30 protein-coding genes and 1 other RNA gene are annotated in these 25563 nt (G+C 64.2%); 14 read left to right on the forward strand and 17 right to left on the reverse strand.

The features are described 5' to 3' along the window. The first annotated feature begins 13 nt into the window (after nt 1–13). The 4 genes from E4662_RS00180 to E4662_RS00195 all read left to right on the forward strand — a co-directional run bounded on the left by E4662_RS00180 (nt 14) and on the right by E4662_RS00195 (nt 2241). The gene (locus tag E4662_RS00180; protein ID WP_136439237.1) at nt 14–220 is read left to right on the forward strand and encodes a DUF1127 domain-containing protein; all 207 of its coding nucleotides are present in this window, start codon (nt 14–16) and stop codon (nt 218–220) included. Nucleotides 221–369: 149 nt separating this feature from the next. Continuing rightward, nucleotides 370–1113, forward strand: coding sequence for a Bax inhibitor-1/YccA family protein (locus tag E4662_RS00185; protein ID WP_136439238.1), 744 nt, complete (start codon nt 370–372; stop codon nt 1111–1113). A 125-nt stretch (nt 1114–1238) separates the two neighbouring features. Next, nucleotides 1239–1694 (forward strand): cupin domain-containing protein, encoded by a 456-nt coding sequence (locus E4662_RS00190; protein WP_136439239.1) that lies wholly within the window; start codon nt 1239–1241, stop codon nt 1692–1694. A gap of 118 nt (nt 1695–1812) precedes the next feature. After that, nucleotides 1813–2241 (forward strand): hypothetical protein, encoded by a 429-nt coding sequence (locus E4662_RS00195; RefSeq protein WP_136439240.1) that lies wholly within the window; start codon nt 1813–1815, stop codon nt 2239–2241. Nucleotides 2242–2328: 87 nt separating this feature from the next. Here the strand turns inward: E4662_RS00195 and rpmG are convergent, their stop codons facing one another. The 13 genes from rpmG to E4662_RS00260 form a co-directional block, all read right to left on the reverse strand. Further along, on the reverse strand, nt 2329–2496 hold the full coding sequence (gene rpmG / locus E4662_RS00200) for a 50S ribosomal protein L33 (RefSeq protein WP_065270785.1): 168 nt from the start codon (nt 2494–2496) through the stop codon (nt 2329–2331). Nucleotides 2497–2639: 143 nt separating this feature from the next. Further along, nucleotides 2640–3062, reverse strand: an RNA gene (rnpB, locus tag E4662_RS00205) — RNase P RNA component class A. A 142-nt stretch (nt 3063–3204) separates the two neighbouring features. Then, nucleotides 3205–3915: an alpha/beta fold hydrolase gene (locus E4662_RS00210; protein WP_136439241.1), complete on the reverse strand. Its 711-nt coding sequence runs from the start codon at nt 3913–3915 to the stop codon at nt 3205–3207. Between the two features lie 167 nt (nt 3916–4082). Continuing rightward, a complete protein-coding gene (locus E4662_RS00215) occupies nt 4083–5135 on the reverse strand; it encodes a transporter substrate-binding domain-containing protein (protein ID WP_240705073.1) in 1053 nt (350 codons plus the stop codon). A 3-nt stretch (nt 5136–5138) separates the two neighbouring features. Further along, nucleotides 5139–6263: a transporter substrate-binding domain-containing protein gene (locus E4662_RS00220; protein WP_136439242.1), complete on the reverse strand. Its 1125-nt coding sequence runs from the start codon at nt 6261–6263 to the stop codon at nt 5139–5141. A 131-nt stretch (nt 6264–6394) separates the two neighbouring features. After that, entirely contained in the window at nt 6395–7012 is a 618-nt protein-coding gene (locus tag E4662_RS00225; protein ID WP_168797846.1) for a class I SAM-dependent DNA methyltransferase, read from the reverse strand. Beyond that, the gene (locus E4662_RS00230; RefSeq protein WP_136439244.1) at nt 7009–8061 is read right to left on the reverse strand and encodes a nuclear transport factor 2 family protein; all 1053 of its coding nucleotides are present in this window, start codon (nt 8059–8061) and stop codon (nt 7009–7011) included. The genes E4662_RS00225 and E4662_RS00230 overlap by 4 nt, the downstream gene beginning before the upstream one ends. Nucleotides 8062–8141: 80 nt before the next feature. After that, nucleotides 8142–8876: a hypothetical protein gene (locus E4662_RS00235; protein WP_136439245.1), complete on the reverse strand. Its 735-nt coding sequence runs from the start codon at nt 8874–8876 to the stop codon at nt 8142–8144. Nucleotides 8877–8996: 120 nt separating this feature from the next. Beyond that, on the reverse strand, nt 8997–9611 hold the full coding sequence (locus tag E4662_RS00240) for a hypothetical protein (RefSeq protein WP_136440187.1): 615 nt from the start codon (nt 9609–9611) through the stop codon (nt 8997–8999). A 23-nt stretch (nt 9612–9634) separates the two neighbouring features. After that, on the reverse strand, nt 9635–10063 hold the full coding sequence (locus E4662_RS00245) for a VOC family protein (RefSeq protein ID WP_136439246.1): 429 nt from the start codon (nt 10061–10063) through the stop codon (nt 9635–9637). Continuing rightward, a complete protein-coding gene (locus tag E4662_RS00250) occupies nt 10042–10917 on the reverse strand; it encodes an alpha/beta hydrolase (protein ID WP_168797847.1) in 876 nt (291 codons plus the stop codon). The genes E4662_RS00245 and E4662_RS00250 overlap by 22 nt, the downstream gene beginning before the upstream one ends. Before the next feature lie 15 nt (nt 10918–10932). Further along, nucleotides 10933–11670, reverse strand: coding sequence for an alpha/beta hydrolase (locus E4662_RS00255; protein WP_136439248.1), 738 nt, complete (start codon nt 11668–11670; stop codon nt 10933–10935). A 169-nt stretch (nt 11671–11839) separates the two neighbouring features. After that, nucleotides 11840–12511, reverse strand: a complete 672-nt coding sequence (locus tag E4662_RS00260) for a DNA-3-methyladenine glycosylase I (RefSeq protein WP_136439249.1) — start codon at nt 12509–12511, stop codon at nt 11840–11842. 202 nt (nt 12512–12713) lie between these two features. Between E4662_RS00260 and thrS the strand changes: the two genes are divergently transcribed. The 6 genes from thrS (at nt 12714) to E4662_RS00290 (ending at nt 18425) form a co-directional block, all read left to right on the forward strand. Further along, the gene (gene thrS / locus E4662_RS00265; protein WP_136439250.1) at nt 12714–14660 is read left to right on the forward strand and encodes a threonine--tRNA ligase; all 1947 of its coding nucleotides are present in this window, start codon (nt 12714–12716) and stop codon (nt 14658–14660) included. Between the two features lie 261 nt (nt 14661–14921). Further along, entirely contained in the window at nt 14922–15476 is a 555-nt protein-coding gene (locus E4662_RS24265; RefSeq protein ID WP_136439251.1) for a VPLPA-CTERM sorting domain-containing protein, read from the forward strand. Between the two features lie 316 nt (nt 15477–15792). Next, nucleotides 15793–16092, forward strand: coding sequence for a BufA1 family periplasmic bufferin-type metallophore (locus E4662_RS00275; protein WP_136439252.1), 300 nt, complete (start codon nt 15793–15795; stop codon nt 16090–16092). Between the two features lie 74 nt (nt 16093–16166). Further along, nucleotides 16167–17015: an MNIO family bufferin maturase gene (gene bufB / locus E4662_RS00280; protein WP_136439253.1), complete on the forward strand. Its 849-nt coding sequence runs from the start codon at nt 16167–16169 to the stop codon at nt 17013–17015. Further along, nucleotides 17012–17842 (forward strand): HvfC/BufC N-terminal domain-containing protein, encoded by an 831-nt coding sequence (locus E4662_RS00285; protein WP_136439254.1) that lies wholly within the window; start codon nt 17012–17014, stop codon nt 17840–17842. Before bufB ends, E4662_RS00285 begins: the two co-directional genes overlap by 4 nt. 10 nt (nt 17843–17852) lie before the next feature. Further along, nucleotides 17853–18425: a DoxX family protein gene (locus E4662_RS00290; RefSeq protein WP_136439255.1), complete on the forward strand. Its 573-nt coding sequence runs from the start codon at nt 17853–17855 to the stop codon at nt 18423–18425. A 64-nt stretch (nt 18426–18489) separates the two neighbouring features. Here the strand turns inward: E4662_RS00290 and E4662_RS00295 are convergent, their stop codons facing one another. Both E4662_RS00295 and E4662_RS00300 read right to left on the reverse strand, forming a co-directional pair. After that, nucleotides 18490–18858, reverse strand: a complete 369-nt coding sequence (locus tag E4662_RS00295) for a hypothetical protein (RefSeq protein WP_136439256.1) — start codon at nt 18856–18858, stop codon at nt 18490–18492. Then, entirely contained in the window at nt 18858–19175 is a 318-nt protein-coding gene (locus tag E4662_RS00300) for an ArsC/Spx/MgsR family protein (RefSeq protein WP_136440188.1), read from the reverse strand. Before E4662_RS00300 ends, E4662_RS00295 begins: the two co-directional genes overlap by 1 nt. A 233-nt stretch (nt 19176–19408) precedes the next feature. On the opposite strand from E4662_RS00300, the gene E4662_RS00305 reads away from it, so the two are divergent. Both E4662_RS00305 and E4662_RS00310 read left to right on the forward strand, forming a co-directional pair. Beyond that, nucleotides 19409–19615, forward strand: coding sequence for a cold-shock protein (locus E4662_RS00305; RefSeq protein ID WP_136439257.1), 207 nt, complete (start codon nt 19409–19411; stop codon nt 19613–19615). A gap of 195 nt (nt 19616–19810) precedes the next feature. After that, a complete protein-coding gene (locus E4662_RS00310) occupies nt 19811–20122 on the forward strand; it encodes a hypothetical protein (protein ID WP_136439258.1) in 312 nt (103 codons plus the stop codon). Between the two features lie 24 nt (nt 20123–20146). Here E4662_RS00310 and E4662_RS00315 read toward each other — a convergent pair whose 3' ends face one another. Beyond that, a complete protein-coding gene (locus E4662_RS00315; RefSeq protein WP_136439259.1) occupies nt 20147–20923 on the reverse strand; it encodes a gamma-glutamyl-gamma-aminobutyrate hydrolase family protein in 777 nt (258 codons plus the stop codon). Nucleotides 20924–21088: 165 nt separating this feature from the next. Between E4662_RS00315 and E4662_RS00320 the strand changes: the two genes are divergently transcribed. Beyond that, the gene (locus E4662_RS00320; protein WP_136439260.1) at nt 21089–21718 is read left to right on the forward strand and encodes a CatA-like O-acetyltransferase; all 630 of its coding nucleotides are present in this window, start codon (nt 21089–21091) and stop codon (nt 21716–21718) included. Here the strand turns inward: E4662_RS00320 and E4662_RS00325 are convergent, their stop codons facing one another. After that, nucleotides 21719–24676: a hypothetical protein gene (locus E4662_RS00325; RefSeq protein ID WP_136439261.1), complete on the reverse strand. Its 2958-nt coding sequence runs from the start codon at nt 24674–24676 to the stop codon at nt 21719–21721. It abuts the gene before it with no gap. A 168-nt stretch (nt 24677–24844) separates the two neighbouring features. Between E4662_RS00325 and E4662_RS00330 the strand changes: the two genes are divergently transcribed. Continuing rightward, complete coding sequence (locus tag E4662_RS00330) at nt 24845–25537, forward strand: SIMPL domain-containing protein (protein ID WP_136439262.1); 693 nt, start codon at nt 24845–24847, stop codon at nt 25535–25537. Nucleotides 25538–25563 lie beyond the last annotated feature (26 nt).

Below are 25563 nucleotides of genomic sequence, written 5' to 3' on the forward strand. Positions count from 1 at the left end.
GAAGGAGACTATCATGATCCGTGCTCTACCCCTGATCGCCCCGCAGATTGCGCTGCGCCCCCTCTCCCGCCTCGGCCAGTGGGCCGCGCTTGCCCGGCAACGCCGCGCTCTGGCCAGGCTTGACGACGCGGCGCTGAGCGACATCGGATTGTCGCGCGATGCGGCACAATCCGAAGCCAGCCGCCCGTTTTGGGACGCTCCGTCAAATTGGCGCATTTGAAACCTGTCTTTCGGTCGCAGATCGGCCGGTTGTGCTTGAAAAACGCCGGGGCTTCCCCAATATTCCATTCAGGGTCCACGCTTGCATTGGCACGCGTGGGGTCCGCGCCTGTCGCGCGGAGTTGAACAGGGATTAATCGGAGGCTTTTCATGGCTGACTTTAACACGATCCGGGCTTCTGGCGTCTCCGGCGCCCGCGCCGCCCAGATTGACGAAGGGCTGCGCGCCCATATGAACAAGGTCTACGCGACGATGTCCGTTGGCACGCTGCTGACGTTCCTCGTGGCCTGGGCTGTTGGCTCCAACGCCGATCTGCTGAGCATCTTCCGCGACCCGGCGACGCTGCAGCCGAATATCCTCGGCTGGATCGTGATGTTCGCACCGCTGGGCATGATCTTCCTCTTCGGCGGCATGATCAACCGGCTGTCAATGGCTGGCGCACAGCTGTTCTTCTATGCGTTCGCGGCCATCATGGGCCTGTCGATGGCGTGGATTTTCGTGGCCTTCACCGGCTACTCGATCGCGCAGATCTTCCTCGTGACCTCGATCGCCTTTGCCGGTCTGTCGCTCTGGGGCTACACCACGAAAAAGGACATCTCCGGCTGGGGCTCCTTCCTGATCATGGGTGTGATCGGCATCATCGTGGCGTCGCTGCTCAACATCTTCCTGCAATCGCCGGCGATCTATTACGCCGTGTCGATCCTGGGTGTGCTGATCTTCGCGGGTCTGACCGCCTATGACACGCAGAAGATCAAGAACGAGTACATCCAGCACGCCGCACATGCGGATCAGGAGTGGCTGGGCAAAGCCGCCATCATGGGCGCGCTGAGCCTCTACCTCGACTTCATCAACATGTTCATGTTCCTGCTGCAGCTGTTCGGCAACCGCGAATAACATTTGCACCATGACACTTACGAAAGGGCCGGTCACCGCGACCGGCCCTTTTCGTTTGGCGAGGTTTTTATTGCTTGGTGCGCGATCCGCGCTAGGCTCAGGGCAACCACGGGGGAGACTGGTCTATGCCAAAGATCACGCGCGAGGCAGTGAAGCGGGAAACGGGAGACGGCGCTTGCGGGCCTTACGAAGAGCTGAGGTTCAGCGACAGCGGCGGGCTGACCCAGTTCGGCGCGCATGAGGAAATCCTGCAACCGGGCTCCAGCTCATCCACGCTGCACTGGCACGCGGAAGAGGACGAAATGGTCTATGTGCTCGACGGCAATGTCACCCTGCGCGAAGGCGACACGGAAACGCCGCTCACCGCCGGTGAGGCGGCCTGCTTCAAGGCCGGGGTCGAGACAGGCCATTGCATCGAGAACCGCAGCAAGGCCCCGGCCCGCCTTCTGGTCATCGGAACGCGGGCCGTGCGCGACCGGGTGCACTACCCCAACCACGACCGCGTCCAGCACGTGGACCGCGCCCATGACGAGCGCCGCTGGAGCAATGAGGCGGGCGCGCCCGCCGATCCGTTGCCATAAAGACTCGCCCCCGCACGGTTTGGCCGGAATTCGCCGATGACCCCTGTGCGGGGATTCACCCAGGGCCCTAGAAGCGTTATACTATAACGCAAGTTGCCCAAATCCGCAGAGAGACGCCATGAAAACCAGTCCGATCGCCCTGCTCGCCGCCCTTGGCGCCACATCCGCTGCCGCCCAGCCGGACACATGGGACCTGCTGGATGATATCGAGATCGACGAGATCGTGACGGAAACCTCCTACGAGGTGAAAAAGCGCTACCCGGCCGGGATTGCCGAAGCCCCGCAATCCATCACCATCACCGGCTACGCCGCCCCGGCGCTGCCCGGTGAACTCGTCCAGGAACTGATGCTGGTGGCGGACATGGGCACCTGCCCGTTCTGCGGCAGCCTCGATCACGGGGCCTCGCTGATGGTCTCGCTGGCCGAGCCGATCCCTGCGGTGGACGAAAACAAACGCATTACCCTGCAAGGCACCCTGCGCCGCGTCACGGACCCACAAACCTGGCAGGCAGTGATCATGGAAGACGCGCGGATCGTCTCCGACTAGGGCCTCCACCGCCTCCCGATCAAACACAGAAAAGGCCGCTGCAGGAACCCTGCGCGGCCTTCTTCGTTCCGAAAGGAACGCGCAAGATTACTTGATCTTGCCTTCCTTGTATTCCACGTGCTTGCGCGCAACCGGGTCGTACTTCCGGATGACCATTTTCTCGGTCATGGTGCGTGCGTTTTTCTTGGTCACATAGAAGTGGCCGGTGCCTGCGGTCGAGTTCAGGCGGATCTTGATAGTCGTCGGCTTCGCCATTGTCGTGTCTCCTGGGGTCGTGCTGCTACAGGGCGGCAGCCCCGTGAAAATCGTTCGAGCCTGCCTTTTACCCGCACCGCCCCCCGAGTCAACGGGGTAGGCGAGAAAATAAAGGCGTTTCGGGCGAAACCCGAAACAGAAGAACGCGCGGAAGGCCTGTAAGCCGGATTCTGTCCCGGCGCCGGTCTCCCGGGCGCCTTGGACGGCCATTCCTCTGGGCCATGCGTTGCCACATGGCTCAAGCTGCCAACCCGGACCACTCGGGGTGAAGCCCCCCTGCCCCGATATTCCGACCCGGGAAAACCCGAAAGGGAATCAGGCGGGCGCGCGGTCCCTATTTGGCATTGCTCCCGGTGGGGCTTGCCATGCGGGGTCTGTTGCCAGCCCCCCGGTGGGCTCTTACCCCACCGTTTCACCCTTACCCCATCCGAAGAAGGGGCGGTTTCATTTCTGTGGCGCTCTCCGTCAGGTTACCCTGCCCGGGCGTTACCCGGCACCGATGCTTCAGCGAGTCCGGACTTTCCTCTCGCTCTCCAAGGAGAGAAAGCGGCCGTCCAGCCTTCCGCGCAAGCGCCGCAATAAGAAGCGCGGCCGCAGCCGTCAATCCCCTGCTTCTTCTCTGTCCAAATATCAATGCCCCGCCACACAAACGCAGGCCGCCGGATCACCGGACGCGCGCCGCAGGCGCGCGGAGGAGGCAGCGCAGGCTCAGCGCAGCATCAGCGGCATGGCAAGCCAGCGGCGCAGGGCGTCCGCCACGGCTTCGGGGGCTTCCAGCGCGGGCAAATGCCCCGCCTCTTCGATCACCTCCAGCACCGCGCCGGGGATCAGGTCGGCCATGAAAGCATGGCGTTTGACCTCAAAAAGCGGATCCTGCCCGCCGCAGAGCACCAGCACAGGCACCGCGATCTTGCGCAGCGTCCCCTGCTGATCACGCCGCCGCTGCAGCGCGCGGGCCTGCCGCAGATACACCTCAAGCCCCAGCACCTCCGCCATGTCCCGCGCCAGCGCGAGAATGTCATTGCGATACGGTCCCGGTGCCAGTGCCTCCAGCGGCAATTCATACTCCAGCACCTCGCGAAACCGCCCGGTCTTGGCCCGCACGATGCGCGGATCGCGCTCCGCCGCCTGCTGCGGGGTGTCCGCCAGCGGCGAGGTGTCCATCAGAGCGAGCCGCGACACCCGGTCCGGCGCGCGCCGCGCCACCTCCAGCGCCACCATGCCACCCATGCCGTGCCCGACCAGCGCGCAGCGTTTGGGCAGCAGATCGAGCATGCCGGAGGCAATCTCTTCAATCCGCTCGCCCTGTGTCGGGGCGATGCACATGACAGCAAAATCGCGGCTCAGATCCGCCAGTTGCGGCCCGAAAGCGCGCGCATCGGCCAGAAGCCCCGGAATGAAGACAACAGTTTCGCGCACGTCCCAGCCACCCTTCGGTCCGGCGCGGCCCAGCAGACACGCACCAAGAGAAAACTTATAGTTTCCGGCACATTACCAGACCCGTTCGCCTTGGAAAGAGCGGAAAGAAAAACCGGCGCAAATTTGCGCCGGTTCATTAGAGTAGGTCACGGGGCGGAGACCACGGCTCACCCGTCCGCCTGCATCCGATCCCAGAAAACGCCCAGATGCTTGGAGACAATCTCGTTGTACCTATCGCTTTCCTTGAGCTTCGCCAGCCCCGCATTGAAGCGATACAGGAACGTCGTCCCGCGCCAGTGCCGCTTGGAAATGATCATATGCATGCCCAGCGACGACACCGGCCGGTCCAGCGGCACAACCTGCCCCTGCAGCCCCATCTCCTTGGTCACCTGCGCGCCAAGGAAGACGTTCAGAGACACCGCATCAACTTCGCCATCCAGAAGCTTGTTGAAACAGGCCGGCTCATCGTCCGCGCGGACCAGTTCGACCTTGCCGGTCGTCAGCCATTGCCGTTCCGGCGTGTCGAGGTCAAAGGACAGGAAGCCATCGGGGCGGCAGATCTTCTTGCCAAAGATGTCCTCATCCCGCTCGAAGGTGAAATCCGAGCCGTCCTTGACGAAGAGCAGCATCAGCACTTCGGCCAACGGATCCGAGAAGTGGTAGTTCACGCAGCGCTCTGAATCGCGCTGGGAGTCGCAGTCCGGCTGATACCACGGGAAGCCCATGTCAAAGGTCTTGTCGTTGAGCGCCGGGAAATGCTTGCCCCAGTCATTCTCCCAGGTGATCGAATAGGTCACCGGGTCCGGCGTGGTTTCCATCGCCGCGTTGACAAGCTCCGTCAGCATCCCCTGCCCCGGCCAGCCGAGATCGGTGAACGGCTCGTAGTTTGAGCCGGTCAGCAGCTTGAGCTCCGCGTTCTCCACATCCGTCTGCAAGGGGGTTGCATCGGCGGTGACCGTGGTCGCCTCGCAGGGAATGATCAGCATGTCACCCGGCTTGACCTGGAACACCGAAGCGGTCAGCGCGACCTCGTTGGCATAGTAGATCAGCGTCCACTTTTCCGGGTCACCATAGCGCGCCTCGGCAATGGTAAAGATGGTCTCACCTGCCCCGACGCGGTGCGCGGTGGGGGCGCAATCCTGCGCCAGTGCCGCGCCGCCGGTGAGGCTTCCAAGCGCCGCGACGATCCCCGCCGCGGCCATCTGTGTCCAGTGACCCATGGATCAGAGCCCCGCCCAGATGCTGGACATATGGGTGTCGATCACGTTGAGGTACTCTCCGCTCTCGCGCATCTCATCAAGCCCCGCGTTGAACGCGCCAATCAGCGCATCTGCGCGCGGGTTGTTCTTGTGCGCAACCACATGCAGCCCTTCGATCGCCAGCGGACGGCGCAGCATCAGCTCCACATCCGAGGTCAGCCCCATGTCCTTGAGCACCACGCGGCCGGTGAACTCGTTCATCGCCACCGCATCGGCGCTGCCGTTCACCAGACGGTTGAAGCACTCCTCGGCGCTCACCGGCTGCTGCAGACGCGCGCCCATCTTGGTCAGGTAGTGGCCGCCACCTTGCCGGCTGCCCGCCTCAAAGCCGAGCGGGCTGCACACGCGCATACCTGCAAGATCGGCTTCGCTGTTGAAGGTGACCGGACGATCACGGGAGGTGAAGAGCACCACCAGCATCTCGAACATCGGCTCAGAGAAGACGTAATCGGTGCAGACCGAATTGGTGTCGCCCTCTTCGCAGCGCGGCTTTTTCCAGGGGAAGGCCAGATCCACCATGCCGTCGGCGAGCATCGGGTCAAGGTGCACGGAGCGGTCGTTGACCCAGTAGAACTTGTGCTGGCCGGTGCTGTCATCGGCGACAAAGGCGCGATTCACCAGATCGGTGATCATGCCCGAGCTCATCTGGAGGCGGTTGGTGAAGGGGCGGAAATCGTCACCGGCGAGCAGGCGCACATCCACGCCCCCCGCAGCCTCGGCCGCGCTGCGCTGGCGCGCGGCCAGCTGCGCTTCGGTGCTGACCGGCGCGGCGGCCGGGGCGATCTTCGGCGCAGCGGTTGCGTTGGCTTCGACAACGGTGCCGCCTTTGAGGCCCGTCGGCAGGCCGTCGATGCAGGGCATGCGGTAGGTCGCGCCCACGCGAATGCTGTCCGGGCTGGCGATGATGTCGATGTTGTTGCGGTAGATCGCGGACCAGGCGCCGACGTTCTTGTAGAGCTTGTCAGCAATCAGCGACAGGCTGTCGCCGCGTTGGACGGTGTAAAGCCCGCCGCAGGTGTCCTGCGCCTGGGCCGACAGTGTCGTGGCCGTAACCACAGCGGCAGCAAGCGCGCTCGCGCGTTTCAACATAGCAGCATCCCCCTAGATTCTGTGCCAGAAATCTGGCGCATCTAGTGGTCACTCGTCAACCTAAACGCAAGTACTTGTGGTCGACCATAGTGGCTTCCGACATGTTAACAAGGCGTTAACAGCGATATTTATTATTTACGTCGCGCCAACAGAAGCGTGTGACCATGGGTCTCGGGATCGTTTGGCGCAAAGCTTTCGGTCTCGCAACCCGCAGCGCAGAGAATCGCCCGGTAGTCCTCTTCGCTCAGTGAGGCGTGATAGACCGGCGCGCCGTTCACGTGGCCAAGCGCCTCGCCCGCACCCGGCCCCACGGTTAGCAGCAGCCGCCCGCCGGGATTGAGGTGGTCTGCGATGCGCGGCAGGGCCGCGCGCTGTTCGTCCATGGTGAGGTGAAAGAACGAGCCCCAGCCAATGATCGCATCAAAACGCTGGCCCAGATCCAGCACGCGCATGTCTGCGTTGATCGCCGCTGCCTTCGGAAACCGATTTCGGAAAATCTCCAGCATGGGCTCGGCAAAATCCGCGCCGGTCAGGGCAAAGCCCTGCTCGGACAGATAGCGGCCAATCGGCTCCCCGGCGCCGCAGCCCAGATCGAGCACCGGCCCGCCTCTGGGCACATCGCGCAAGGTCCGCTCCAGCCAGCCGCGTTCAAACAAGCTGCGCCCACGCTGCGCATCATACGCGGCGGCTTCGCGCTCATAGGTGGCTTGGGTTGTCTCTGAAAGTCCGGGTGGCGGTGTCTCGGTCATACCCCCCGATGTGCCACGATCTGCATCCAGATGGCCAGCGAATCGTAGAGCGTCCATTCCCGGCGCAGCCCCTGCGGGCCGAATTCCGCGTGGCTCATGCCCATGATGTGCACCGGCGCGCCTGTCGGTGGCCCGAAAATGCCCCAGCCTTCGTGCCGCCCGGACAGCGACCAGCGCACCGCCGCGCGGGCCGGCATCAGCGGCTCTTCGCATCCCATCGTGTGGTGGACCCTGAACTCCGCCGAGGGGAAAGCCGCGCGCAGGCCCATCCAGAATTGCGTTGCCGCATCATGGCCAAACTGCTCGACGCCGCCGGGAAAGCTCAGCCCGCAGGCCGCGTCGTACTGGTCCGTGATGGTCTGGAGCTCGCCATCCAGAATCCGCGTCAGAAGCTCCGCAAACGCCAGTCCCCACTGGCTGCCGTTGCCTTCGCCGGTATAGGGCCCCTGCTGGTCCACCTCCGGGCGAAACGGCATGGTCTCAAGGTCCGCGCGCTGCCACAGATCGGCCGCCAGCCGCTCTGGCTCCAGCCCCAGTTGCGCGCAGACCGCGCCATGATCCCGCACGCTCCAGATGTCGCTGATGCGGTTGTTTTTGGCATAGGTTTCAGACAGTTCCCGGTAGCGCAGCGCCCGCCCCGTGGGCGCACCGAAAGGACCGGGACCGCGATGATGACCCTGCAGCCAGACCCGGCTGGCGCCCAGAAATCCGCGCTCTTGTTTGCCGGTGCTGAACACGTCTTCGGTCAGCGCAACCTGATCGGGCACCGCCACCATCTGTCCTTGCAGATCCGCCAGAACCGACCCTGTGCCAAAAGCAATCCCGAGCGCGTCGCGGCGGATCACATGGGCATGGAAACAGGATTTCAAAGCGCCCGCGATGGTCCGCTCGCTGCGCATCACATGGGTGGTCTCGCGCAGGAAATCGTTGAACGCCGGGTCAGAGCCGCTCGCCGCGCGGGCGGCGGCGATCTGCCCCAGAGGCTGGTTCGATTGGGTCATGCGCGGCAGGTTGGCCAGCGGATGGCTATGGGCGGGATGTGCACTCATCTTCGGAGCGCCTCGGGCTGAGAGGGCATGATGCGGGTTCTCCGGGTTGATCACGCGGGGGCGTCATCACCTTGGCAAGCTCAGCCCCGTCCTTCCCGAATTAACCGCACAAGGGTTGTGAAGTAGTTAACCTTGAATCCCGCTTCAAGAAGATCGCCGGGTGTGTCTTGCCGGATCTCGCTCCAACCCTGCTCGGTCCAATGCCGCCGCAGCATGTCCAGCCCTTCGAAACTGCCCTGTTCGATCACCGTGCGTTGCAGAGCCACGCGCAGATGGTCCGGCAGACCGGCAAAGAAATGCCGCGCCTCGGCCTCCTCCTGCGCCTGCCAGATCTCCGACAGGCATTGCCCCTTCTCGTCCCAGAGCACGGCCTCGCGCATGAAGGGGGCCACGGCTTCGGTCCAGTAGACCCCGTGCCGCTCCTCCGCCAGATAGCCAAGCCGAAGCAGTACAACGCCGATCTTGCGGTGTGTTTCGGGCAGGGTGAACGCCGCGCGCGTATCCGGCAAGGTTTCCGCATGGCCCGCCGCGTGGGAGATAAAAGCCTGAAAGGTATGATCAAAATCAGCCTGCACCGGGCTGAGCCGACCAAGGTGCGGGCGCAGATCCTCCCGCGCAACAACACGTGTGTAAACCCCGCCGCGCGCCCCCGAAGCAAAGATGCCAAGCCGCACCAGCGCCTCCGCCCCCACCCCGATCACCGGGGACGGGGCCACAAGGCTGCTGCCAAAGGCGCTCTGCTCCATGCCAAGCGGGATTTCCCGCGCGAGGTACTCGGCGGCCAGCGTCAATCCCTGCCGCTGTGGCAGGGTCAAAGGCGCATCCTTGGCGCTACGGCTTCGAAGCGAATCGGGCAAAGGGGCACTCGTCTCAACTGGTCTGCCCGGACTGTGCCAAGGCGAAAGGCGTCAGGCAAACACTGTGCACCCGCAGAGTTAACGTAAGGGTAACACGGCCCCGGAAATGCCCGGAAAATCGGCATATCGCGCGCGCCGCTGCGCCTCTGGCTCGGACGGCGCGGCACCGGGCCGCAACAGGCAGCCTTTCGGCGCGATATAGCTGTCGATGCGGCGCTGCGGCTTCGGCCGCCAGGAAATGTTGAAAGCGCAGAGCTTGGGAAAAAACCAAACCTCGGCAAACGGCACGTGATCATAAAGCCACCACGCCAGATCCTGCCAGTCGCGCCCCTGCGCGTACTGATCGGCAAACCAGGGGATCGCAATGGAGGCCCCGGCGATAGGCCGATCCGGGATGTCCCAGATATGGCACTCCAGATGCCAGTCATTCGCCGCGCAATTCAGCCCGTTTTCATTGCCAAACGCGTTAAGCGCAGGGGCGCGATAGCCCGAGCGCACAAAGATCCGCCCGAAGGTCTCCTGAAGCGGATCCAGAATGGTCTGACAGAACGCTTCACCCCTTTCGATGGCCAGATCCGGGTCTTCCGGGATGTTCGGGATACCGTAGAGGTTGCCTATCTCCGAATGCAGAAACTCGCGCAAAAAGAAGTGTTTGGACAGGCGCACACGGCCCAGATCCTCCAGCCCGCGCATGGATTTCGGTTTGCGGCGTGGCATTACCCGTAGCCGTTCCAGCGAAAGGCCCCTTCCGGCCCCAGCTGTGAAAACGGATTGTGTGCCACTTCCCAGACATGGCCCTCGGGGTCCTTGAAATAGCTGATGTAGCCGCCCCAGAAGACCTCATGCGGGGCCTTGAGCACCTTGGCCCCCGCCGCTTCGGCCTTGGCCGCCAGAGCGTCGACCTCTTCGCGGCTGTCGACATTGTGAGACAGGGTCGAGGCCCCGGTGCCGATCTCATCCGGCGACAGGCCCATATCCCGCGCCAGATCCTCCAGCGGATAGAGGCCCAGCGTCTGCCCCAGCAGATCAAAGGCAACCACCCCGTCCTGCGTCTCCACCCGGCGCCATCCGAGCGCCTCGTAAAACCCCGCCGCCGCATCCATGTTGCGCACGCCCAATGTGATCAGGCTGATCCGTTGTTCCATCTCGTCTCTCCCAAACGTTTAATCCACTCCGTAATCCTCTCCGCCAGCGGCACCGACTGCCCGGGCGAGAGAATATCCCCTGCAATCACATGGTGATAGCAGTCGTCTTCGGCCCCCATATGCACGGTCTCCACCGCCACCGATCCACCCCAGCGCGCCGCCACATGGCGCGTCTGCCCATGGTCGATGATCGCGTCATCTGGATCAAAAAGCACCATGGCCGGGGTCTTGATCGCCGCGTAGTCAATGCTGCGCGCCGCCCTGACCGCACGCGCCATGGGAAACAGCGCCGCCGTGGGATAGCGCGTGGTCCAGAACACGCCATGCGCCGCGTTGCGCACCTCGATCTGCCGTTCTTTGCCGGCCACGATTGGCCCCCAGATTTCAACACCCGGCCAGGTCAAAATCCGCGCGGCGGCGGATTTGATACGGAAATTCGGCGCGAGCATCACCACGCCGTCCACATCCGCCCCCTCGGCCAGCGCCAGCGCCGCCAGCGTGGACCCGGTGGAACAGGTGATCAGAACGGTTCGCTCCCCGATCCGCTGACCAATCGCCACAGCCTGCCGCAGGTCGTCAAGCCAATCCTCCAGCGTCGCCTTGCCCATCTCCGCGCCCGGCACCCCGTGCCCCGCAAGCCGCGTGAAAAACAGGTTGGCCCCAAGCGCCTGCGCCACCAGATCCGGCATCGGACGCAGCTCTTCGGAGGTCGCTGAAAACCCGTGGATATAGACAAGGCTCAGCCCTGTCCGCACGCCCGCGGCCCCGGCCCAGATCACGCGCTTTTCCGTGCCGGGTGTGATCCCCGGAACCCGCGCCTCCCCGGCGGCCAGTTCAGCATCCAGATCACCCAAGCCCCGCCCCATAACTCAGCCCAGAACCTCCAGCACCGCCTCTTCGATCAGCGCGAGGCACTCCGGCTCGGAAAACCGGTGATCGGCTCCCTTGACCAGCGTCAACCGCACATCCGCACCTTCGATATGATCAAGCAAAGCCAGAGCGGTCTCGCGCGAAACCGCCTCATCCTCGGTGCCCTGCAAAAGCCGCACCGGCCAACCCATCGGCAGCGGCGCGCGCAACACAAGGTTCTCGCGCCCGTCCTCGATCAGCCTCCTTGTCACGATATAGGGATCCTCATAGGCAGACGGCAGTTCGACCCCGCCCTCTTCCATCACCGCCCGGCGCTGCGCGTCGTCAAACCCGGCCCAAAAGCCATCCTCGGTGAAATCCGGCGCCGCAGCAATTCCGACAAATCCCGCGACATCAAGCCGTTGCGACAGGATCGACGCGATCCAGCCCCCCATGGAACTGCCCACCAGCACCACCGGCCCCTCCGTCACATGCCGCACCACGGCCTCGGCATCCGCCGCCCAGTCGCCAATGCAGCCGTCCTCAAACACCCCGCCGGAGACGCCATGCCCGCTGTAATCGAGCCGCAGAAACGCCCGCCCCCGCGCCTTCGCCCATGCCTCCAGATGCACCGCCTTGGTTCCTTCCATGTCCGAGCGATAGCCCGACAAAAACACCACGCAGGGACCGGTTCCCGCCGTATACGCATAGGCCAAACTCTCCCCGCGCGGCCCGTCAATGTAAGCAATCTCTGTCATGCTGCCTCCAGTTCAATCCGCCGCACACAATAGGCAGCACCGTCAGAAACCCAAGCCCCGAGCCGGCTTTCTTCTCTGTCCAAATATCCAATCGAACCCAAGCGCATCCTCGCCCTGCGATTGCCCGGGCGCAGCAGCCCGTAGGCCGGGGCTCTGCCCCGGCATCGCCTCACCCATCCACGCTCTGCGCCAGCACGCGGGAAATCACCGTCAGGCTCTCCCCGCTCTGCTCTTTCCAGGTGTTGAACGCGTCCTGCACCGCCTTCTTTGCACCCTTGGAGGTCGGCGCCTTGTCGATCACCCCTTCCGCGATCAGCCGCGTCACAACGCTGCCCGACAGGATATAGCTCTCCTTGCCCAGCATCCTGAGCGCATAGGCCCCCGTCGCCCCGCCCAGCCGCGATCCTTCCTTTTGCAGCCAGGCCAGAAGCCCCGCGTAATCCTCCGAAGGCCAGTCGCCGATGCGGCGGCCAAAGCTGCCGTACTCCCGGCTGACTTCCTGGATGAACACCGCGTTTTCCTGAATGGCCCGCACCTTGGGCGGGCTGCGCACAATCCGGGTGTCGGTGATCAGTTCGTCAAACCAATCGTCGGACATATGCCCTACGCGTCCCACGTCAAAGCCATGGAACGCCTCTTTGATCCCCGGCCATTTCTTGTCCACCACGGTCCAGCTGATCCCGGCGTTCATGATCCCGCGCGAAAACTGCGCGAGCCAGCGGTCATCCGGGATCGCCGCCAGTTCGTCCGCCGACTTCGGCGGAGCCGTGCCTTCCAGCAAAACCGCCCGCCCGCCTTTGCGATCGGCGGCAATGTTCAGAATCTCTTCATAGCTGCGCATGACAATGCCCTCACCCGGCTCCCCTTTGGCGCGAGCGTGGCACAGCTTCGCGCGCAATGAAAGAACGAAAATAGAACACGCATCCAATTCCCCCCCGGGTCCCCCCACCGCTTGACACCTCCGCCGCGCCCCGCCAAAAGGCGGCCACACATAACCCGCAACCGGGCGTTCCGTGGGCGCCAAAACGACGAGGAGCATGGCCATGAGCCAGATTTCCCTGACCTTTCCCGATGGCAACAGCCGAGACTTTGACAAGGGCGTAACCCCCGCCGAAGTCGCTGCATCCATTTCCAAATCCCTTGGCAAGAAAGCCATCTCCGCGATGGTCGACGGCCAGCACTGGGATCTCCAGTGGCCGCTTGAAGCGGATGCCAAGATCGCCATCAACACCATGGCGGATGAGGCCCCCGCGCTGGAGCTGGTGCGGCACGACCTCGCGCACATCATGGCCCGCGCCGTGCAGGAGATCTGGCCCGACGTCAAAGTCACCATCGGCCCGGTCATCAAGGACGGCTGGTACTACGATTTCGACCGCGCAGAGCCCTTCACCCCCGAAGATCTGGGCGCGATCGAAAAGAAGATGAAAGAGATCATCAACGCCCGCGATGCCGTGCGCACCGAGGTCTGGGACCGCGACGTGGCGATCAAGTACTACGAGGATCGCGGCGAGCCCTACAAGGTCGAGCTGATCGAAAGCATCCCCGGCGACGAGCCACTGCGCATGTATTGGCATGGCGAGTGGCAGGATCTCTGCCGTGGCCCGCACCTGCTGCACACCGGACAGGTTCCGGGCGACGCCTTCAAACTGATGAGCGTGGCCGGTGCCTACTGGCGCGGCGATTCAAACCGCGCCATGCTGCAACGCATCTACGGCACCGCCTTCCGCAACAAGGAAGACCTGCGCAAGCATCTGAACATGCTCGAAGAAGCCGCCAAACGCGACCACCGCAAGCTGGGCCGCGAGATGGACCTCTTCCACATGCAGGAAGAAGCGCCGGGTCAGGTGTTCTGGCACCCGAACGGCTGGACCGTCTACACCGCCCTGCAGGACTACATGCGCCGACAGCAGCGCAAAGGCGGCTATGTGGAGGTCAACACCCCGCAGGTCGTGGACCGCAAGCTCTGGGAAAAATCCGGCCACTGGGAAAAGTATCAGGAGAACATGTTCATCGTCGAAGTGGACGAGGAACACGCCCGCGAAAAGGCGGTCAACGCGCTCAAGCCGATGAACTGCCCCTGCCACGTGGAAATCTTCAAACAGGGTCTGAAATCCTACCGCGAGCTGCCGCTGCGCATGGCCGAATTCGGCTCCTGCGCCCGCTACGAGCCGTCCGGCGCGCTGCATGGCATCATGCGGGTGCGCGGTTTCACGCAGGACGATGGTCACATCTTTGCCGAGGAAAGCCAGATCGAAGCGGAATGCAAACGCTTCATCGCCTTCCTGTCCGAGATTTACCGCGATCTGGGCTTTGCGGAGTTCCGCGTTCTGTTCTCGGACCGCCCGGAAACCCGCGCAGGCTCGGACGAGACCTGGGACAAGGCGGAAAAGGCCCTTCTCGAAGCCACCCGCGCAGCAGGCGTGGAGCCCGAGATGAACCCCGGCGAAGGGGCATTCTATGGCCCGAAGCTGGAGTTCTCCCTGACCGACGCCATCGGCCGGGTCTGGCAGTGCGGCACCTTCCAGGTGGACTTTGTCCTGCCCGAACGGCTCGACGCCACCTACATCGGCGCAGATGGGGCCAAGCACCGTCCCGTCATGTTGCACCGCGCGACGCTCGGCTCGTTCGAGCGCTTCATCGGCATCCTGATCGAAGAGCATGCAGGCAAACTGCCCTTCTGGCTCGCCCCGCGTCAGGTGGTTGTCGCCTCCATCGTCTCCGAGGCGGATGAGTATGTGCGCGAGGTTGTCGCCGCTCTGCAAGCCGCCGGCGTCCGGGCCGAAGCCGACATCCGCAACGAAAAGATCAACTACAAGGTGCGCGAGCACTCGCTGAGCAAGGTCCCCGTGATCCTCGCCATCGGCCATCGCGAGGTTGAGGAACGCACCGTCACCGTGCGCCGCCTTGGCGAGAAGCAGACCAAGGTTCAGGCTCTGGACGACGTGATTGCAGAGCTGAAGCAAAGCGCGCTGCCCCCGGATCAGGCCTGACGCCACACAGTTCCCGGACTACAGAAGAACGGCCCCCGCTGCGGGGCCGTTTTTTTTTGCGCAATCCCACTCGTTTGCATTCTTGGCTGGTTTCCATATCCCGACACGGCTCGGCCTGTTGCGTCACCGCCGCAAACTCTGATCGGCTAGCCTGCCGGCACCCTCAAAGCCACCCTCTTTGCCAACCCGTGACAACACACGGAAAAATTGTTAACCAAATTCACCTTTTAATCGTGAAGCGGGTAACCAGGGGGCCTTCACATGAGAAAATCACTCAAACGTCTCGGCGCTGTGGCCACGGCTGTCACGCTGGCCGCCGGTCTCACCGCAAGCGCGGCGACAGCGGCAACGGTCAGCGTCACCTATGGCTTGCTGCTCTCCGCCACCTTCGAAGGCACGTTGCAGGGCGATGGCAACACCTTCCTTGTGACCGGCGTGCAGGATTTCGCGACGATTGCAGGCCTGCCCGCCGCATCGCTGACGTTTGTCACATCCTACGATGCACTGGGTTTTGCCGTGCCCGGCGCCCTCCCGACGATTTCGCTGGACGGCTCCTCGTTGGACATCCTCGCCTGTGAAGACGCCACTTGCGAGGGCGGTTTCCTGTTTGCGGTGAACTCGGTTGCCTCCGCAACAATCGGCGGAGACATATTCGCGCGCCTCACCTCGGGAACCACGACTCCCACGGCCTTTGTACCCTCTGCCTATTCGGCCACGCTGAACGAAGCGGCCCCCGTACCGCTGCCTGCGGGCTTGCCGCTTTTGCTGGCCGGGATCGGCGGGCTGGCGCTGCTGCGCAGGCGCACACGTCGCTGAAATATTGCTGACATGCGGCGTGATCTGTGACGTCGCGCCCGCCCAGCTTGCGCAAAGACTGTAACATTCCAGCGCTGGAAGCATGACACAAGGCTCCGAAATGTTTCGGGGCCATTTGCTTTGCCCCTGTTTTTATTGACTTTCTGCGGTTGCAAAACCTCACGAAACCCAGCCCGCGGCTGACAGGCCTGTGATGCACGGGGGCGTGAATGGTTCTGAAACAGTTTCAAAGGCAGAGTGAAGAGGTCCCGGGCAAACGCCACGGGGCACCAAGTTTCAAATCGTTCAAAGACTGACCAGACTGAAAGGAAGTCCAATGTCCAAGACCCTCAAAACCGCTGCCATCGTTGGTGCTGTTGCTGCCTCTTTCGCTGCCACCGGCGTGCACGCGATGGACAAGGAAAAGTGCTTCGGCGTGAGCCTCGCGGGTGAAAACGACTGCGCCGCCGGCCCCGGCACCACCTGCGCGGGCAGCTCCAAGGTTGACTATCAGGGCAACGCATGGACCCTGGTGGACGCAGGCACCTGCGCCGACATCGAACTGCCGGCCATGGCAGACGGCACGGCCCGCATGGGCAGCCTCGAAGCGCTCGAGCGTGACCTGCCGTCGACCTAAGACCCGTCTTTGACAATACGGGGGGCGGGGCTCAGCCCCGCCCTACCGCCTGTTTCTCTTTGGAAATGACCGTCATGTACGACTTCGAACCAAACCTGCCGCCCCTGCCCGGGGTTGGATACAAGCCCCAGCATTACCGCGACATCCTCGAAGAGGCGGCACCGGTTGGATGGCTCGAGGTTCATGCGGAGAACTACATGGGCGCGGGCGGGCGCCCGCTGGCGCAAATGCGCGCCCTGTCCGAGCGGTTTCCCATATCTGTGCATGGCGTGGGCCTGTCGATCGGCGGCGCGGGCCGTCTTGATCCAGAGCACCTTGCGCGGCTCAAACACCTTGTGGGCTGGCTGAACCCGGCGAGCTTTTCCGAGCATCTGGCCTGGTCCACCCACGACAGCCACTTCTTCAACGATCTTCTCCCCCTGCCCTATACCGACGCCACGCTGGCGCGCATCTGCGATCACATCGACGAGGTGCAGGACGTCTTGCAGCGCCCGATGCTGCTGGAGAACCCTTCGTCTTACCTCGCTTTTGCCGAGAGCACCTGGGAAGAACCCGCGTTCCTGCGCGAAATCGCCCGGCGCACCGGCTGCGGGCTGCTTCTGGATGTGAACAATGTCTTTGTCTCCGCCGTGAACCTCGGGTTCTCGCCGCAGAACTATATCGACGCCTATGATCTTGACCGTGTTGGCGAAATTCACCTTGGCGGGCATGACGAGGACGAGGACGATCACGGCGCGCCGCTGCTCATCGACAGCCACGGGCGCGAGGTCGCCGATCCGGTCTGGGCGCTTCTGGATTACGTTCTGGAACGCTCGGGGCCGAAGCCGATCCTGATCGAATGGGACACGGATGTGCCGGACTGGCCGGTTCTGCGCGAAGAGGCTGTGCGGGCGGACCGCGCTCTGGCCGGAGTGTTGGTATGAGCGGCGCAGATCTTCGGGGCGCTGCCCCGTCGCAGCCCGAGGCTGCGACTCCCCGGGATATTTTGAGCACAAAGAAACCAAATCCCGTCTCGCAAGCGGGTTTTCTTGGCGCGCTGCGGGATGCGGAGCTGGACGTGCCCGACGGGCTGATGGATGGCGAAGGCCGGCCCGCGGGGCGGCGGTTTGCGGTGTATCGCAACAACGTCGCCGTGTCGCTGCGCGAGGCGCTGGAGGCCGGGTTTCCGGCTGTGGCCAAACTGATCGGGCCGGAGAATTTTGCACGGGCCGCCGGGATGTATCTGCGGGCGGAACCGCCGGGTTCACCCCTGATGATGGGCTATGGTGCTGGATTTGCCGATTTTCTGGCGGGGATCGAAGCACTGAACAGCATCGGCTACCTGGCCGATGTGGCGCGGCTCGAATTTGCCCTGCGCGAGAGTTACCACGCCGCCGATGCGCCCGTTCTGAACCCGGCGCGGCTTCAGGACCTTTCGGAAGAGGCGCTCATGGCGGCCCGTCTGGTGCTGGCTCCAAGCGTTCGGCTGCTGCGCTCGCCCTGGCCGGTGCTGTCCGTCTATCGCTTCACCATGACGCCCGGCAGCCCGAAGCCGCAGGCGCAGGCCGAAGACGTGCTGATTGCCCGCCCCGAGTTTGACCCCGAGCCGCATTTGTTGCCCACGGGCGGCGCGCCCTTCCTTGCCGCCGTTCAGGTCGGGCAGAGTTTTGGCGCGGCTCTGGAGGCTGCGGGCGAAGACTTCGATCTGGGCGCGATGCTTGGCCTGTTGCTGCAGACCGGCGCGCTCAGCGACATCATAACGATCCCCTAAGGAGCCCCCCATGGACACCCTGATCTCTCTTCACAACCGCCTGTTTTCCATGGTCGAACGCTTTGGTGACGGGCTCTTGCCGCTGCTCTCGCGCCTGGTTTTTGCAGGGGTGCTGTTCCACTATTTCTGGGCGTCGGGCCTGACCAAACTGGGCGACGGTTTCTTCGGTTTTCTCAGCCCCAGCGTCGGCGCCTACGCGCAGATTTTCCCCAAGGCGATGGAAGCGGTGACCTATGACACCTCTCAACTGAGCTGGTTCCACTGGCTCGTGGTCGTCGCTGGCACATGGGCGGAGTTCATCCTGCCCGTGCTCATTGTGATTGGCCTGTTCACCCGCCTCGCGGCGCTTGGGATGATCGGGTTTGTCGTGGTGCAGAGCCTGACCGACCTCTACGGCCACGGCGGCATCGAACACGAAGGTACGCTGGGCGCATGGTTTGACCGCGCCGCCGACAGCCTGATCCTCGATCAACGCGCCTTCTGGGTGTTTGTCCTGCTCACGCTGGTGATCAAGGGCGCAGGGGTTCTGTCCGTCGACCGGATCCTGAGCGCCCGCATGGGCGGCCAGCCGGTCACGGCCTGACCTTGTCAGCAACCTGACATTCAAACAGCGCCTGACCATTCAGGCGCTGTTTTGCGTTCAAAGCTCAGAAATGCGCCTTCGGCTCGTCCGGCTTGCCCGCCGCCAGCGCCAGGATCCCGCCAAGCCCGGCAAAGGCAATCGGGAACATGGTGAAGACGTTGAAGCCAAAAGCCACATACATGCCGAGTGCCGAGACCAGCAGCAGGATGCCGCCCCAGAGCGCGCGCGCCTTTGCCATGGCGCCGCCCGCAATCGCCAGCATGGGCGACAGGATCGAGACCACGCGCACCAGCGCCGGATCGTCGAACATGCCGAACACCTCTTCAACCTCGTTGAAGTTACGCGCAAGCTCCGTGTAGCCGAAGCCGAAAAAGCCGACGAGCATCCCGAAGACGCCCGCGATGATCCCCAAAGTCAGTGCCGCGTTGCGCATCAGGCCGCTCCTAGGGCGGATTGCGCCGCCTTGTCCCAGCCCAATGTCATGCTCTCGCCATCGACGATCAAGGGGCGTTTCATCAAGGTCGGATGCGCTTTCAAAAGATCCAAAGGCGCGCCCGCCCGCTCAGAATCACTCAGGCCCCGCCATGTGGTGGACCGCGTGTTGAGCAATTTTTCGCCGAAGGCCTCCAGGGCGGCTGTCAGAACATCCTGTGGAATTCCGTCTTCCCGCACATCCATAAATTGTATGTCCGGCAGGGCTTTGCGCGCCTTTCTGCACGTATCACAGGTTTTCAGACCATAGAGGATCATGCCAATTCCTTCGTCGTTTGCGTTCACATAAGGGGCGAAAGACTGAAATACGAGGACGTTTTGCTTGATTTTTACAAAAGCGCTGCAAATCCTAAGGCTGTGACTTTCGACGATCAGCCCCGGAACACCGCAACGTCTCTTGCAGCTAAGTTCTTTCCTGAAAGGCGAATGTGACGAAAAGCCCCGCAACAGTCGGGGCTGTTTACTATGACTGGGAAAGGAGCACGGGGATTATGCCGAACGGCACCGTGAAATGGTTCAACACGACCAAAGGCTACGGGTTCATTGCCCCTGATGAAGGTGGCAAAGACGTATTTGTTCATATTTCTGCGGTAGAGCGCTCTGGTCTGACCGGCCTCGCCGACAATCAGAAAGTCAGCTACGAGCTGCGTGAAGGCCGGGATGGCCGGGAAATGGCGTCCGATCTTCAGGCGCTCTGAGACCTGACGGCAGACGATCTGCCGGATCAGACCAAGATGAGGCAGTGGGCCGCGCTTTGCGGCCCACGCTGCTCTGTTGTGCCGCTCGAACCAGCGGGTTTCACCGCACCGACGCTCTCAATTTGAAACACTAAATGCGCCTTGGACCGGGGCTTTGCGGCTATACTGCCCTTACACCTGAAACGGGGGCTTTGGATGGGTCGTGAGTTCAAGATTATTCTGGCGGTGCTGATTGGCGGGCCGGCCTTTGTCATTGGTGTGGCCCAGTTCAAACCGCTCACCTCCTGGGAGCCGCCCGCCGATGCGCGCCAGACCGCGAGCCTGCCGGAAGTGGCGAAAGACGGCGGGTATGCGCTCTGCCGCGAAACCATGCCCGGCGTCGATTGCGCCTGTTTCCAGCAAAAGGCCACGCAGGTTCTGCAGGATGATCGGCCGCGCGTCGGTGGGTTCCGTTATGCGGATCAATGGGAACTGGCCAAGGCGCAGGCGAGCGAGTCCTGCTCCTGATCTCAGGCGGACTTCAGGCGGACTTCAGGCGGATTTCAGTACCTGACCGGACTGCCCCGCAGACCAAGCCCGCACCGCCTCGCCAAAGGCTTCGAACAGCGGGCGCGAGACCGGATCATTCGCAGCGTCCCATTCCGGATGCCATTGCACCGACAGGGTAAAGCCCTTGGCCCCCTCCACATGGATCGCCTCCGGCGTGCCGTCGGGCGCAAGGCCCTCGATCACGATACGCCGTCCCGGCGTCTTGATCCCCTGCCCGTGCAGCGTGTTGGTCATCACCTCGTTCGAGCCGAACAGCCGGTGAAACACGCCACCTTCGGTCAGGTTCACCACATGACGCAGCGCGAATTTCTCTTCCAGTGTGCCATCGGGAGGCATGCGGTGGTTCATGCGACCCGGCAGATCGCGGATCTCCGGGTACAGCGTGCCGCCCATGGCCACGTTGACCTCCTGAAATCCCCGGCAAATGCCCAGAAACGGCTGCCCGCGCTCCACGCAGGCCCGCACCAGCGGCAGCGTGATGGCATCGCGCGCGCGATCATACGTGCCATGCGCCTCGGTCGACGCCTCGCCATATTCCTCCGGGTGGACGTTCGGGCGGCCACCGGTCAGCAGAAAGCCGTCGCAGGTGTCCAGCAGTTCCTCGACGCTGAGGAACCGCGGATCGGCAGGAATCAGCAGCGGCATACAGCCGGAGACTTCAGCCACGGCCTCGGAATTCATCGTCCCGCCCGCATGCGCGGGGTACTGATCGTTGATCAGGTAGGTGTTGCCGATGATGCCAACGATAGGCCGTGCCATATAAATGCTCCGTCTGTCCTGCGTGTCGACCTTACAAATAAACCATACTGTCCCCTTACGAAAGATGAAGAGCCCTGCAGCAGCGCACAATGATGCCGCAGGACCTGTGAAATGAGCACCAATTGCACAGTTTGTCGCGCCCCCGAAACCGGGTAGCCTGCCGCCATGGCAACACATCCCGTTGATCTTTCCAAATGGCCGCGCGCGGCGCAGTACCGGCTGTTTCGCGGCTATGAACGGCCCCACTACGCGATCACCGTACGGCTTGATCTGACCCATGTGATGGCGCGCAAGGCCAGCGGGCTATCCCCTTATCACGCCTGCCTTTTTGCCATTGGCGCGGGCATTCACGCGGTGCCGGAACTCTGCATGCGCTTTCGCGGCGAGACCGTTGTGCGGCATGACAGGGTGAGCCTGTCGATGCCGGTTCCCCGCGCGGACGGGGGCTTCAACTTCGGCTATGTGCCCTTCGATACGGACTTCGCCCGCTTCGACAAGATCGCGGCGCAGCGCATCGCGCAGGCCCGCGCCGCGACAGATCTGAACCCGATTGATGACAGCATAGGTGATGCGGTGGTCTTTGCCTCCTGCCTGCCCTGGCTCGATTTTACCGCGCTCGACAACGCCCTGCCCAACGCCGAGGACTGCATTCCGCGCGTCAGCTGGGGCAAGATCGTGCCGGAACAGGGGGGCTTTCGCGCGGCCATGACCATACAGGTGCACCACGCACTGGCGGACGGGGCGCATCTGGGTGTGTTCTTCGAGACCGTACAGGAAACGCTGGGCGCGCTGTGATCAGCCGCGCGGCATCTTCAGCGTCATATTGCGCCCGCCCTTGGTGTAGCGCAGCTCGCTTTCGCTGATCGAGGCCACCCGGCCGCCATCAATGCGGTCGCCCACTTTCACCTTCTTGTAGCTGCCCGAGGGCAGCCGCACGAGCGCACGGCGGTTCGACGGCGTACCGTAGATACCGATCAGGCTGACCTTGCTGAGGTTGATCGCGTTGCGCACCGTGGCCGAACGGGCAACGCTGCCCGCCGTGGTGCCGCTGGGCTGCACCGTGCGCGGCGCAATGGCTGCGGCAGAGGCTGTCTGAACAGGTTCCGCCGGACGGCTGCGCTCGGCGCGGCGCACAATCGCCTGCATGTTGCGCGGTCGGGTCACCGGCACCAGAGACCGTGCAATCGCGCGATCCGTCGCGGGCGCTTCCGGCTCTTCCTCAACCGCCACTTCCTGTTCGGTCCGGGGCCGCATCACCGGGCGCAAAGCGGCCAGTTCGGCGTTGGAAATCCCGGTCTGCGTGGCGCGCTCGCGCTGCTCAACGATGTCATCGGGGCGGGCTTCGGGGCGGACGCGGCTCAGCGGGTTTTCCGTCTCTCCTGCCGCATCCGTTCCCGGCACAGGCGGCGGCGCGGCAGCAACCCCGCGCAGCGGCGGCACCACGGGCGGACGCCCGGTATAGATGCGCAGACCATCGGGGCTGAGCGCCCCTTCCGGCGTGGCGCGGATAAGCCCGCGCGGATCAAAGTTGAACACCATCCCGGCGGGCGGCGGCAGGCCCGGGTCCAGCATGGCAAACTCCGGCCCGATCTCCGCCGCACCGGGCAGCGCCACGGCGTCGGATTTCATCACCGTGGGATCAAGCGAGGCGGCATAGACCTCGTCGATGGCGTCCTCGGGCGGGGTCAGCGGCGCGCTCGGCGCACGCAGCCAGACGCCGGTCGCCGCATAGGTCGCGGCGGCCTCTTCCGGGGTCGGCGCGGCCTGCGGCGCGATGGGCTGTGTCGGGCGCGGCGCGGGAGACGGCACCGGCGTGCCCAGCCCCAGCGAGGCCACCTGCAAATCTTCCGCCACCTCGTCCTCGGCTTCGGCGCTTTCCTCTTCGGTCGCGGGCGCGCGCGCAAGCGGGGTTTCGGGATCGGCGCTCGGGATCGTGGCGGTGCCTTCCGGCAAGCTCGCCACGGCTTCCGGCTCATCAGAGCCGAAGAGGCCCGCCAATCCGTCCTGCATGAAGACAGAGGCCCAGGCCGCAACCCCCACAAGGAACAGCAGCAGCGTCGCGGTCAGCATCAGCCCAAGGTAACGCGGCTTGCCGCCGATCTCCTGTCCGCGCGCGCCAAAAACGGTCATCCGTTCCGCTTCGCTCTGCGCGGCCACGGGCGCGCCCTTGGCAGGCATCGGCGGGGCGGGCGGGGTTTTCCTGGCCGCAGCGTCCGGCGCCGGGCGGCGCGCGGCGATCTTGGCCAAAGCGCCGTTTGACGGCGGCTCGCTGGCCGGGGCGGCAAGCGCCGGATCCGGCGCGGGTATCTCGGGGGCCGGGGCCGGTTCGGCCACCGGGGCCTTGGGAACCGGTTTGGCAGACAGCGTCGGGCCCGCAGGGGCGGGTGCCGCGCGGCCACTGTCCAGCTTTGGCACGGCGCGCGCCGGGGCCTCGGGGGCCGCCTTTTCCGTCTTGTCCGTCTTGCCTTGGCCGCGGCGCGACAGGAACCGCATCGCGCCCGCCACCGCACCGCCTTTCTTCGCGGTCTCGGCGCTGTCCGGCGCATCCTCGCCTGCGCGCGGCGCGGTCAGGCTCTGTGCCAGCTCCGGCGCAGGCGCTTTCGGCGGTTGTGGCTTGGCAGGCGCATCCACCGGCGCGCCGGGCGTGCGGGCCGCAAGGGCCAGTGCGCGCGCGCGGGCCGCATCCGGCGCTTTTGGCTCGGCTTTCTTCGCAGGCGCAGGCGGTGTATCCGCCTTCGGTGGCTCGGCCTGCTCCTGCTTTGCTTCCGGTTCAGGCACAGGTTCAGCGGCTGGCTCAGACGCTGGTTCAGGGGCTCGCGCCGGGGTCTGCACCACCGGGGTGAACCGCGGTTTATGCTCGCTCTGCGGGATCTCGGGTGTGCTGGCGGTATCCGTCTCGGACAGCGCTTCGCGCACGGTCGAAAAATACAAGGACGCCCCGGCATCGGGATCCCCCGGCGTCAGCTCGGGCGGCGTCACCGGCACTGCCTGCGGCGGCTCTTCGTGCGGCGCGTCCTCCGCAGTCAGCACCACAGGCTCCGGTTTCGGCTCAGGCTCCGGCGTCGGTTCTGGCTCCGGGGCAGGCTCCGGTTTCGCCTGGACTTCCGGCTCGGGCGCAACCTCCGGCACAGGTTCGGGAGCAACCACGGGCTCCGGCGCCGTCTCAACCGGAAGATCAAGCTCCGCCTGTGGCGGCGGCGGCACCGGCGTCAGCGCCGCCTCATCCGCCTCGACAATCTCAATCGGCGCTGCAAGCCGCTTGACCCGGCCTTTCCAGCTTTTGACCTTGCCGAAATGCACCGCGCCCTTGAACGCCCCTTCGGGCGCAATCGCCGCGTGGGACACGCCGTCAAAGCCGTGCGTCTTTGCAAAACTCTCCGCCTCGTCCAGCGTCTCGCGCGCGACAGCGGCAATCAGGATACGCCCGCGATCGACCACCTGATCGAACACCAGCTCGTCCACCTGATACGGTGTCGCCCCTTCCAGCGCCTGCTGCACCGCCTCGGTGCGCGCCGCTGCCGGACCGCCGGGATCGGGCGTGTCGAGAAAACGGATCTGCTCATTGGGAATGACCAGCACCACCTTGCCGCCTTCGGGATCCAGCGCAAGCGCCTGATCGCGCAGCGCATTGACCGCCGCGTCCAGATCCGGAACGTCCAGCGCCACCTCCGAAATCCGCGCCCAGCGGCCATCCACATGGCGCAGCAAGGCAATGCCTTCGAAAGAGAGGGAAAGAGCAAAATCAGGTACCATGCCCGGTCTCTACCAGTCCCGCTCTCATGGCGGGAGTCCAATTCCTGTACACCCCCAGTATATAGCAAGCTTTTGCCGAGGAAAAGAAAAGCTGCGCTGCGGGGGCTTGCCGCAGACGGCGCAAGCCCTGACATTGAAGAGACAGCTTTTCAACCGGAGGCCCCTTCCATGCTGCGTGTTGCCCTTTTTGCCGTTCTGGCCCTCTCCCTGCCCCTCTCCGCCGCCGCCGAAGATGCGCCAACGCGCACCCTGACGGTCTCGGGGCAAGGCACCGTCACCGCCGTTCCGGACATGGCGCGGCTCAGCCTTGGCGCGCGGGCGCTGGACAAAACGGCCCTCGGCGCGATGAACCAGACCTCCGAAACCCTTGAGGCGGTGCTCGCCCGGCTCACCGAACTGGGGCTTGACCCGCGCGACGTACAGACCAGCGCGCTGCGGCTCGATCAGCGCTGGCGCAACGGCAGCCTCTCCAAAGGGCAGGAATTCGAAGGCTATGAGGCCTCGAACATGCTGACCATCCGCGTGCGCGATCTCGACCGGCTGGGCGATGTGCTTCAGGCGGTGCTCGATGACGGGGCCAATTCGCTGGCCAACCTGCAATTCGACGTGGCCGACCCGCGCCCGCTTCAGGACGAAGCGCGCCGCGCGGCGGTGCGCGATGCCATGGACAAGGCCCGGCTCTATGCGGGGGCGGCAGGCGTGCGGCTCGGGCCGGTGCTCTCGATCACCGATTCCGCCTCGCCCATGGTTGCCAGCCGCGACATGCCCGTGGTCGCCTTCGCCGAAGCCGCCCGCGTGCCGGTGGCCGCAGGCGAGATCACCCTGCGCGGACAGGTGACCATCGTCTTTGGCCTCGAATAACGCGTTTTTCCAATGGCGCGAGGGGG

This window comes from Pacificoceanicola onchidii (assembly GCF_004804335.1).
GTDB classification, from domain to species: Bacteria; Pseudomonadota; Alphaproteobacteria; order Rhodobacterales; family Rhodobacteraceae; genus Pacificoceanicola; species Pacificoceanicola onchidii.

What these genes read in the sequence shown, in the direction of transcription:
- E4662_RS00330 (WP_136439262.1), top strand. Translation starts at nt 24,845, where the DNA reads ATGCTGCGTGTTGCCCTTTTTGCCGTTCTGGCCCTCTCCCTGCCCCTC.
- E4662_RS00300 (WP_136440188.1), bottom strand. Translation starts at nt 19,175, where the DNA reads ATGATCCTCTATGGTCTGAAAACCTGTGATACGTGCAGAAAGGCGCGC.
- E4662_RS00285 (WP_136439254.1), top strand. Translation starts at nt 17,012, where the DNA reads ATGAGCGGCGCAGATCTTCGGGGCGCTGCCCCGTCGCAGCCCGAGGCT.
- E4662_RS00190 (WP_136439239.1), top strand. Translation starts at nt 1,239, where the DNA reads ATGCCAAAGATCACGCGCGAGGCAGTGAAGCGGGAAACGGGAGACGGC.
- E4662_RS00260 (WP_136439249.1), bottom strand. Translation starts at nt 12,511, where the DNA reads ATGCGCAGCTATGAAGAGATTCTGAACATTGCCGCCGATCGCAAAGGC.
- E4662_RS00245 (WP_136439246.1), bottom strand. Translation starts at nt 10,063, where the DNA reads ATGGAACAACGGATCAGCCTGATCACATTGGGCGTGCGCAACATGGAT.
- E4662_RS00185 (WP_136439238.1), top strand. Translation starts at nt 370, where the DNA reads ATGGCTGACTTTAACACGATCCGGGCTTCTGGCGTCTCCGGCGCCCGC.
- rpmG (WP_065270785.1), bottom strand. Translation starts at nt 2,496, where the DNA reads ATGGCGAAGCCGACGACTATCAAGATCCGCCTGAACTCGACCGCAGGC.
- E4662_RS00195 (WP_136439240.1), top strand. Translation starts at nt 1,813, where the DNA reads ATGAAAACCAGTCCGATCGCCCTGCTCGCCGCCCTTGGCGCCACATCC.
- E4662_RS00320 (WP_136439260.1), top strand. Translation starts at nt 21,089, where the DNA reads ATGGCAACACATCCCGTTGATCTTTCCAAATGGCCGCGCGCGGCGCAG.
- E4662_RS00180 (WP_136439237.1), top strand. Translation starts at nt 14, where the DNA reads ATGATCCGTGCTCTACCCCTGATCGCCCCGCAGATTGCGCTGCGCCCC.
- thrS (WP_136439250.1), top strand. Translation starts at nt 12,714, where the DNA reads ATGAGCCAGATTTCCCTGACCTTTCCCGATGGCAACAGCCGAGACTTT.
- E4662_RS00315 (WP_136439259.1), bottom strand. Translation starts at nt 20,923, where the DNA reads ATGGCACGGCCTATCGTTGGCATCATCGGCAACACCTACCTGATCAAC.
- E4662_RS00275 (WP_136439252.1), top strand. Translation starts at nt 15,793, where the DNA reads ATGTCCAAGACCCTCAAAACCGCTGCCATCGTTGGTGCTGTTGCTGCC.
- bufB (WP_136439253.1), top strand. Translation starts at nt 16,167, where the DNA reads ATGTACGACTTCGAACCAAACCTGCCGCCCCTGCCCGGGGTTGGATAC.
- E4662_RS00215 (WP_240705073.1), bottom strand. Translation starts at nt 5,135, where the DNA reads ATGGGTCACTGGACACAGATGGCCGCGGCGGGGATCGTCGCGGCGCTT.
- E4662_RS00240 (WP_136440187.1), bottom strand. Translation starts at nt 9,611, where the DNA reads ATGCGCGGGCTGGAGGATCTGGGCCGTGTGCGCCTGTCCAAACACTTC.
- E4662_RS24265 (WP_136439251.1), top strand. Translation starts at nt 14,922, where the DNA reads ATGAGAAAATCACTCAAACGTCTCGGCGCTGTGGCCACGGCTGTCACG.
- E4662_RS00310 (WP_136439258.1), top strand. Translation starts at nt 19,811, where the DNA reads ATGGGTCGTGAGTTCAAGATTATTCTGGCGGTGCTGATTGGCGGGCCG.
- E4662_RS00290 (WP_136439255.1), top strand. Translation starts at nt 17,853, where the DNA reads ATGGACACCCTGATCTCTCTTCACAACCGCCTGTTTTCCATGGTCGAA.
- E4662_RS00295 (WP_136439256.1), bottom strand. Translation starts at nt 18,858, where the DNA reads ATGCGCAACGCGGCACTGACTTTGGGGATCATCGCGGGCGTCTTCGGG.
- E4662_RS00255 (WP_136439248.1), bottom strand. Translation starts at nt 11,670, where the DNA reads ATGACAGAGATTGCTTACATTGACGGGCCGCGCGGGGAGAGTTTGGCC.
- E4662_RS00225 (WP_168797846.1), bottom strand. Translation starts at nt 7,012, where the DNA reads ATGACCGAGACACCGCCACCCGGACTTTCAGAGACAACCCAAGCCACC.
- E4662_RS00230 (WP_136439244.1), bottom strand. Translation starts at nt 8,061, where the DNA reads ATGAGTGCACATCCCGCCCATAGCCATCCGCTGGCCAACCTGCCGCGC.
- E4662_RS00305 (WP_136439257.1), top strand. Translation starts at nt 19,409, where the DNA reads ATGCCGAACGGCACCGTGAAATGGTTCAACACGACCAAAGGCTACGGG.
- E4662_RS00220 (WP_136439242.1), bottom strand. Translation starts at nt 6,263, where the DNA reads ATGTTGAAACGCGCGAGCGCGCTTGCTGCCGCTGTGGTTACGGCCACG.
- E4662_RS00325 (WP_136439261.1), bottom strand. Translation starts at nt 24,676, where the DNA reads ATGGTACCTGATTTTGCTCTTTCCCTCTCTTTCGAAGGCATTGCCTTG.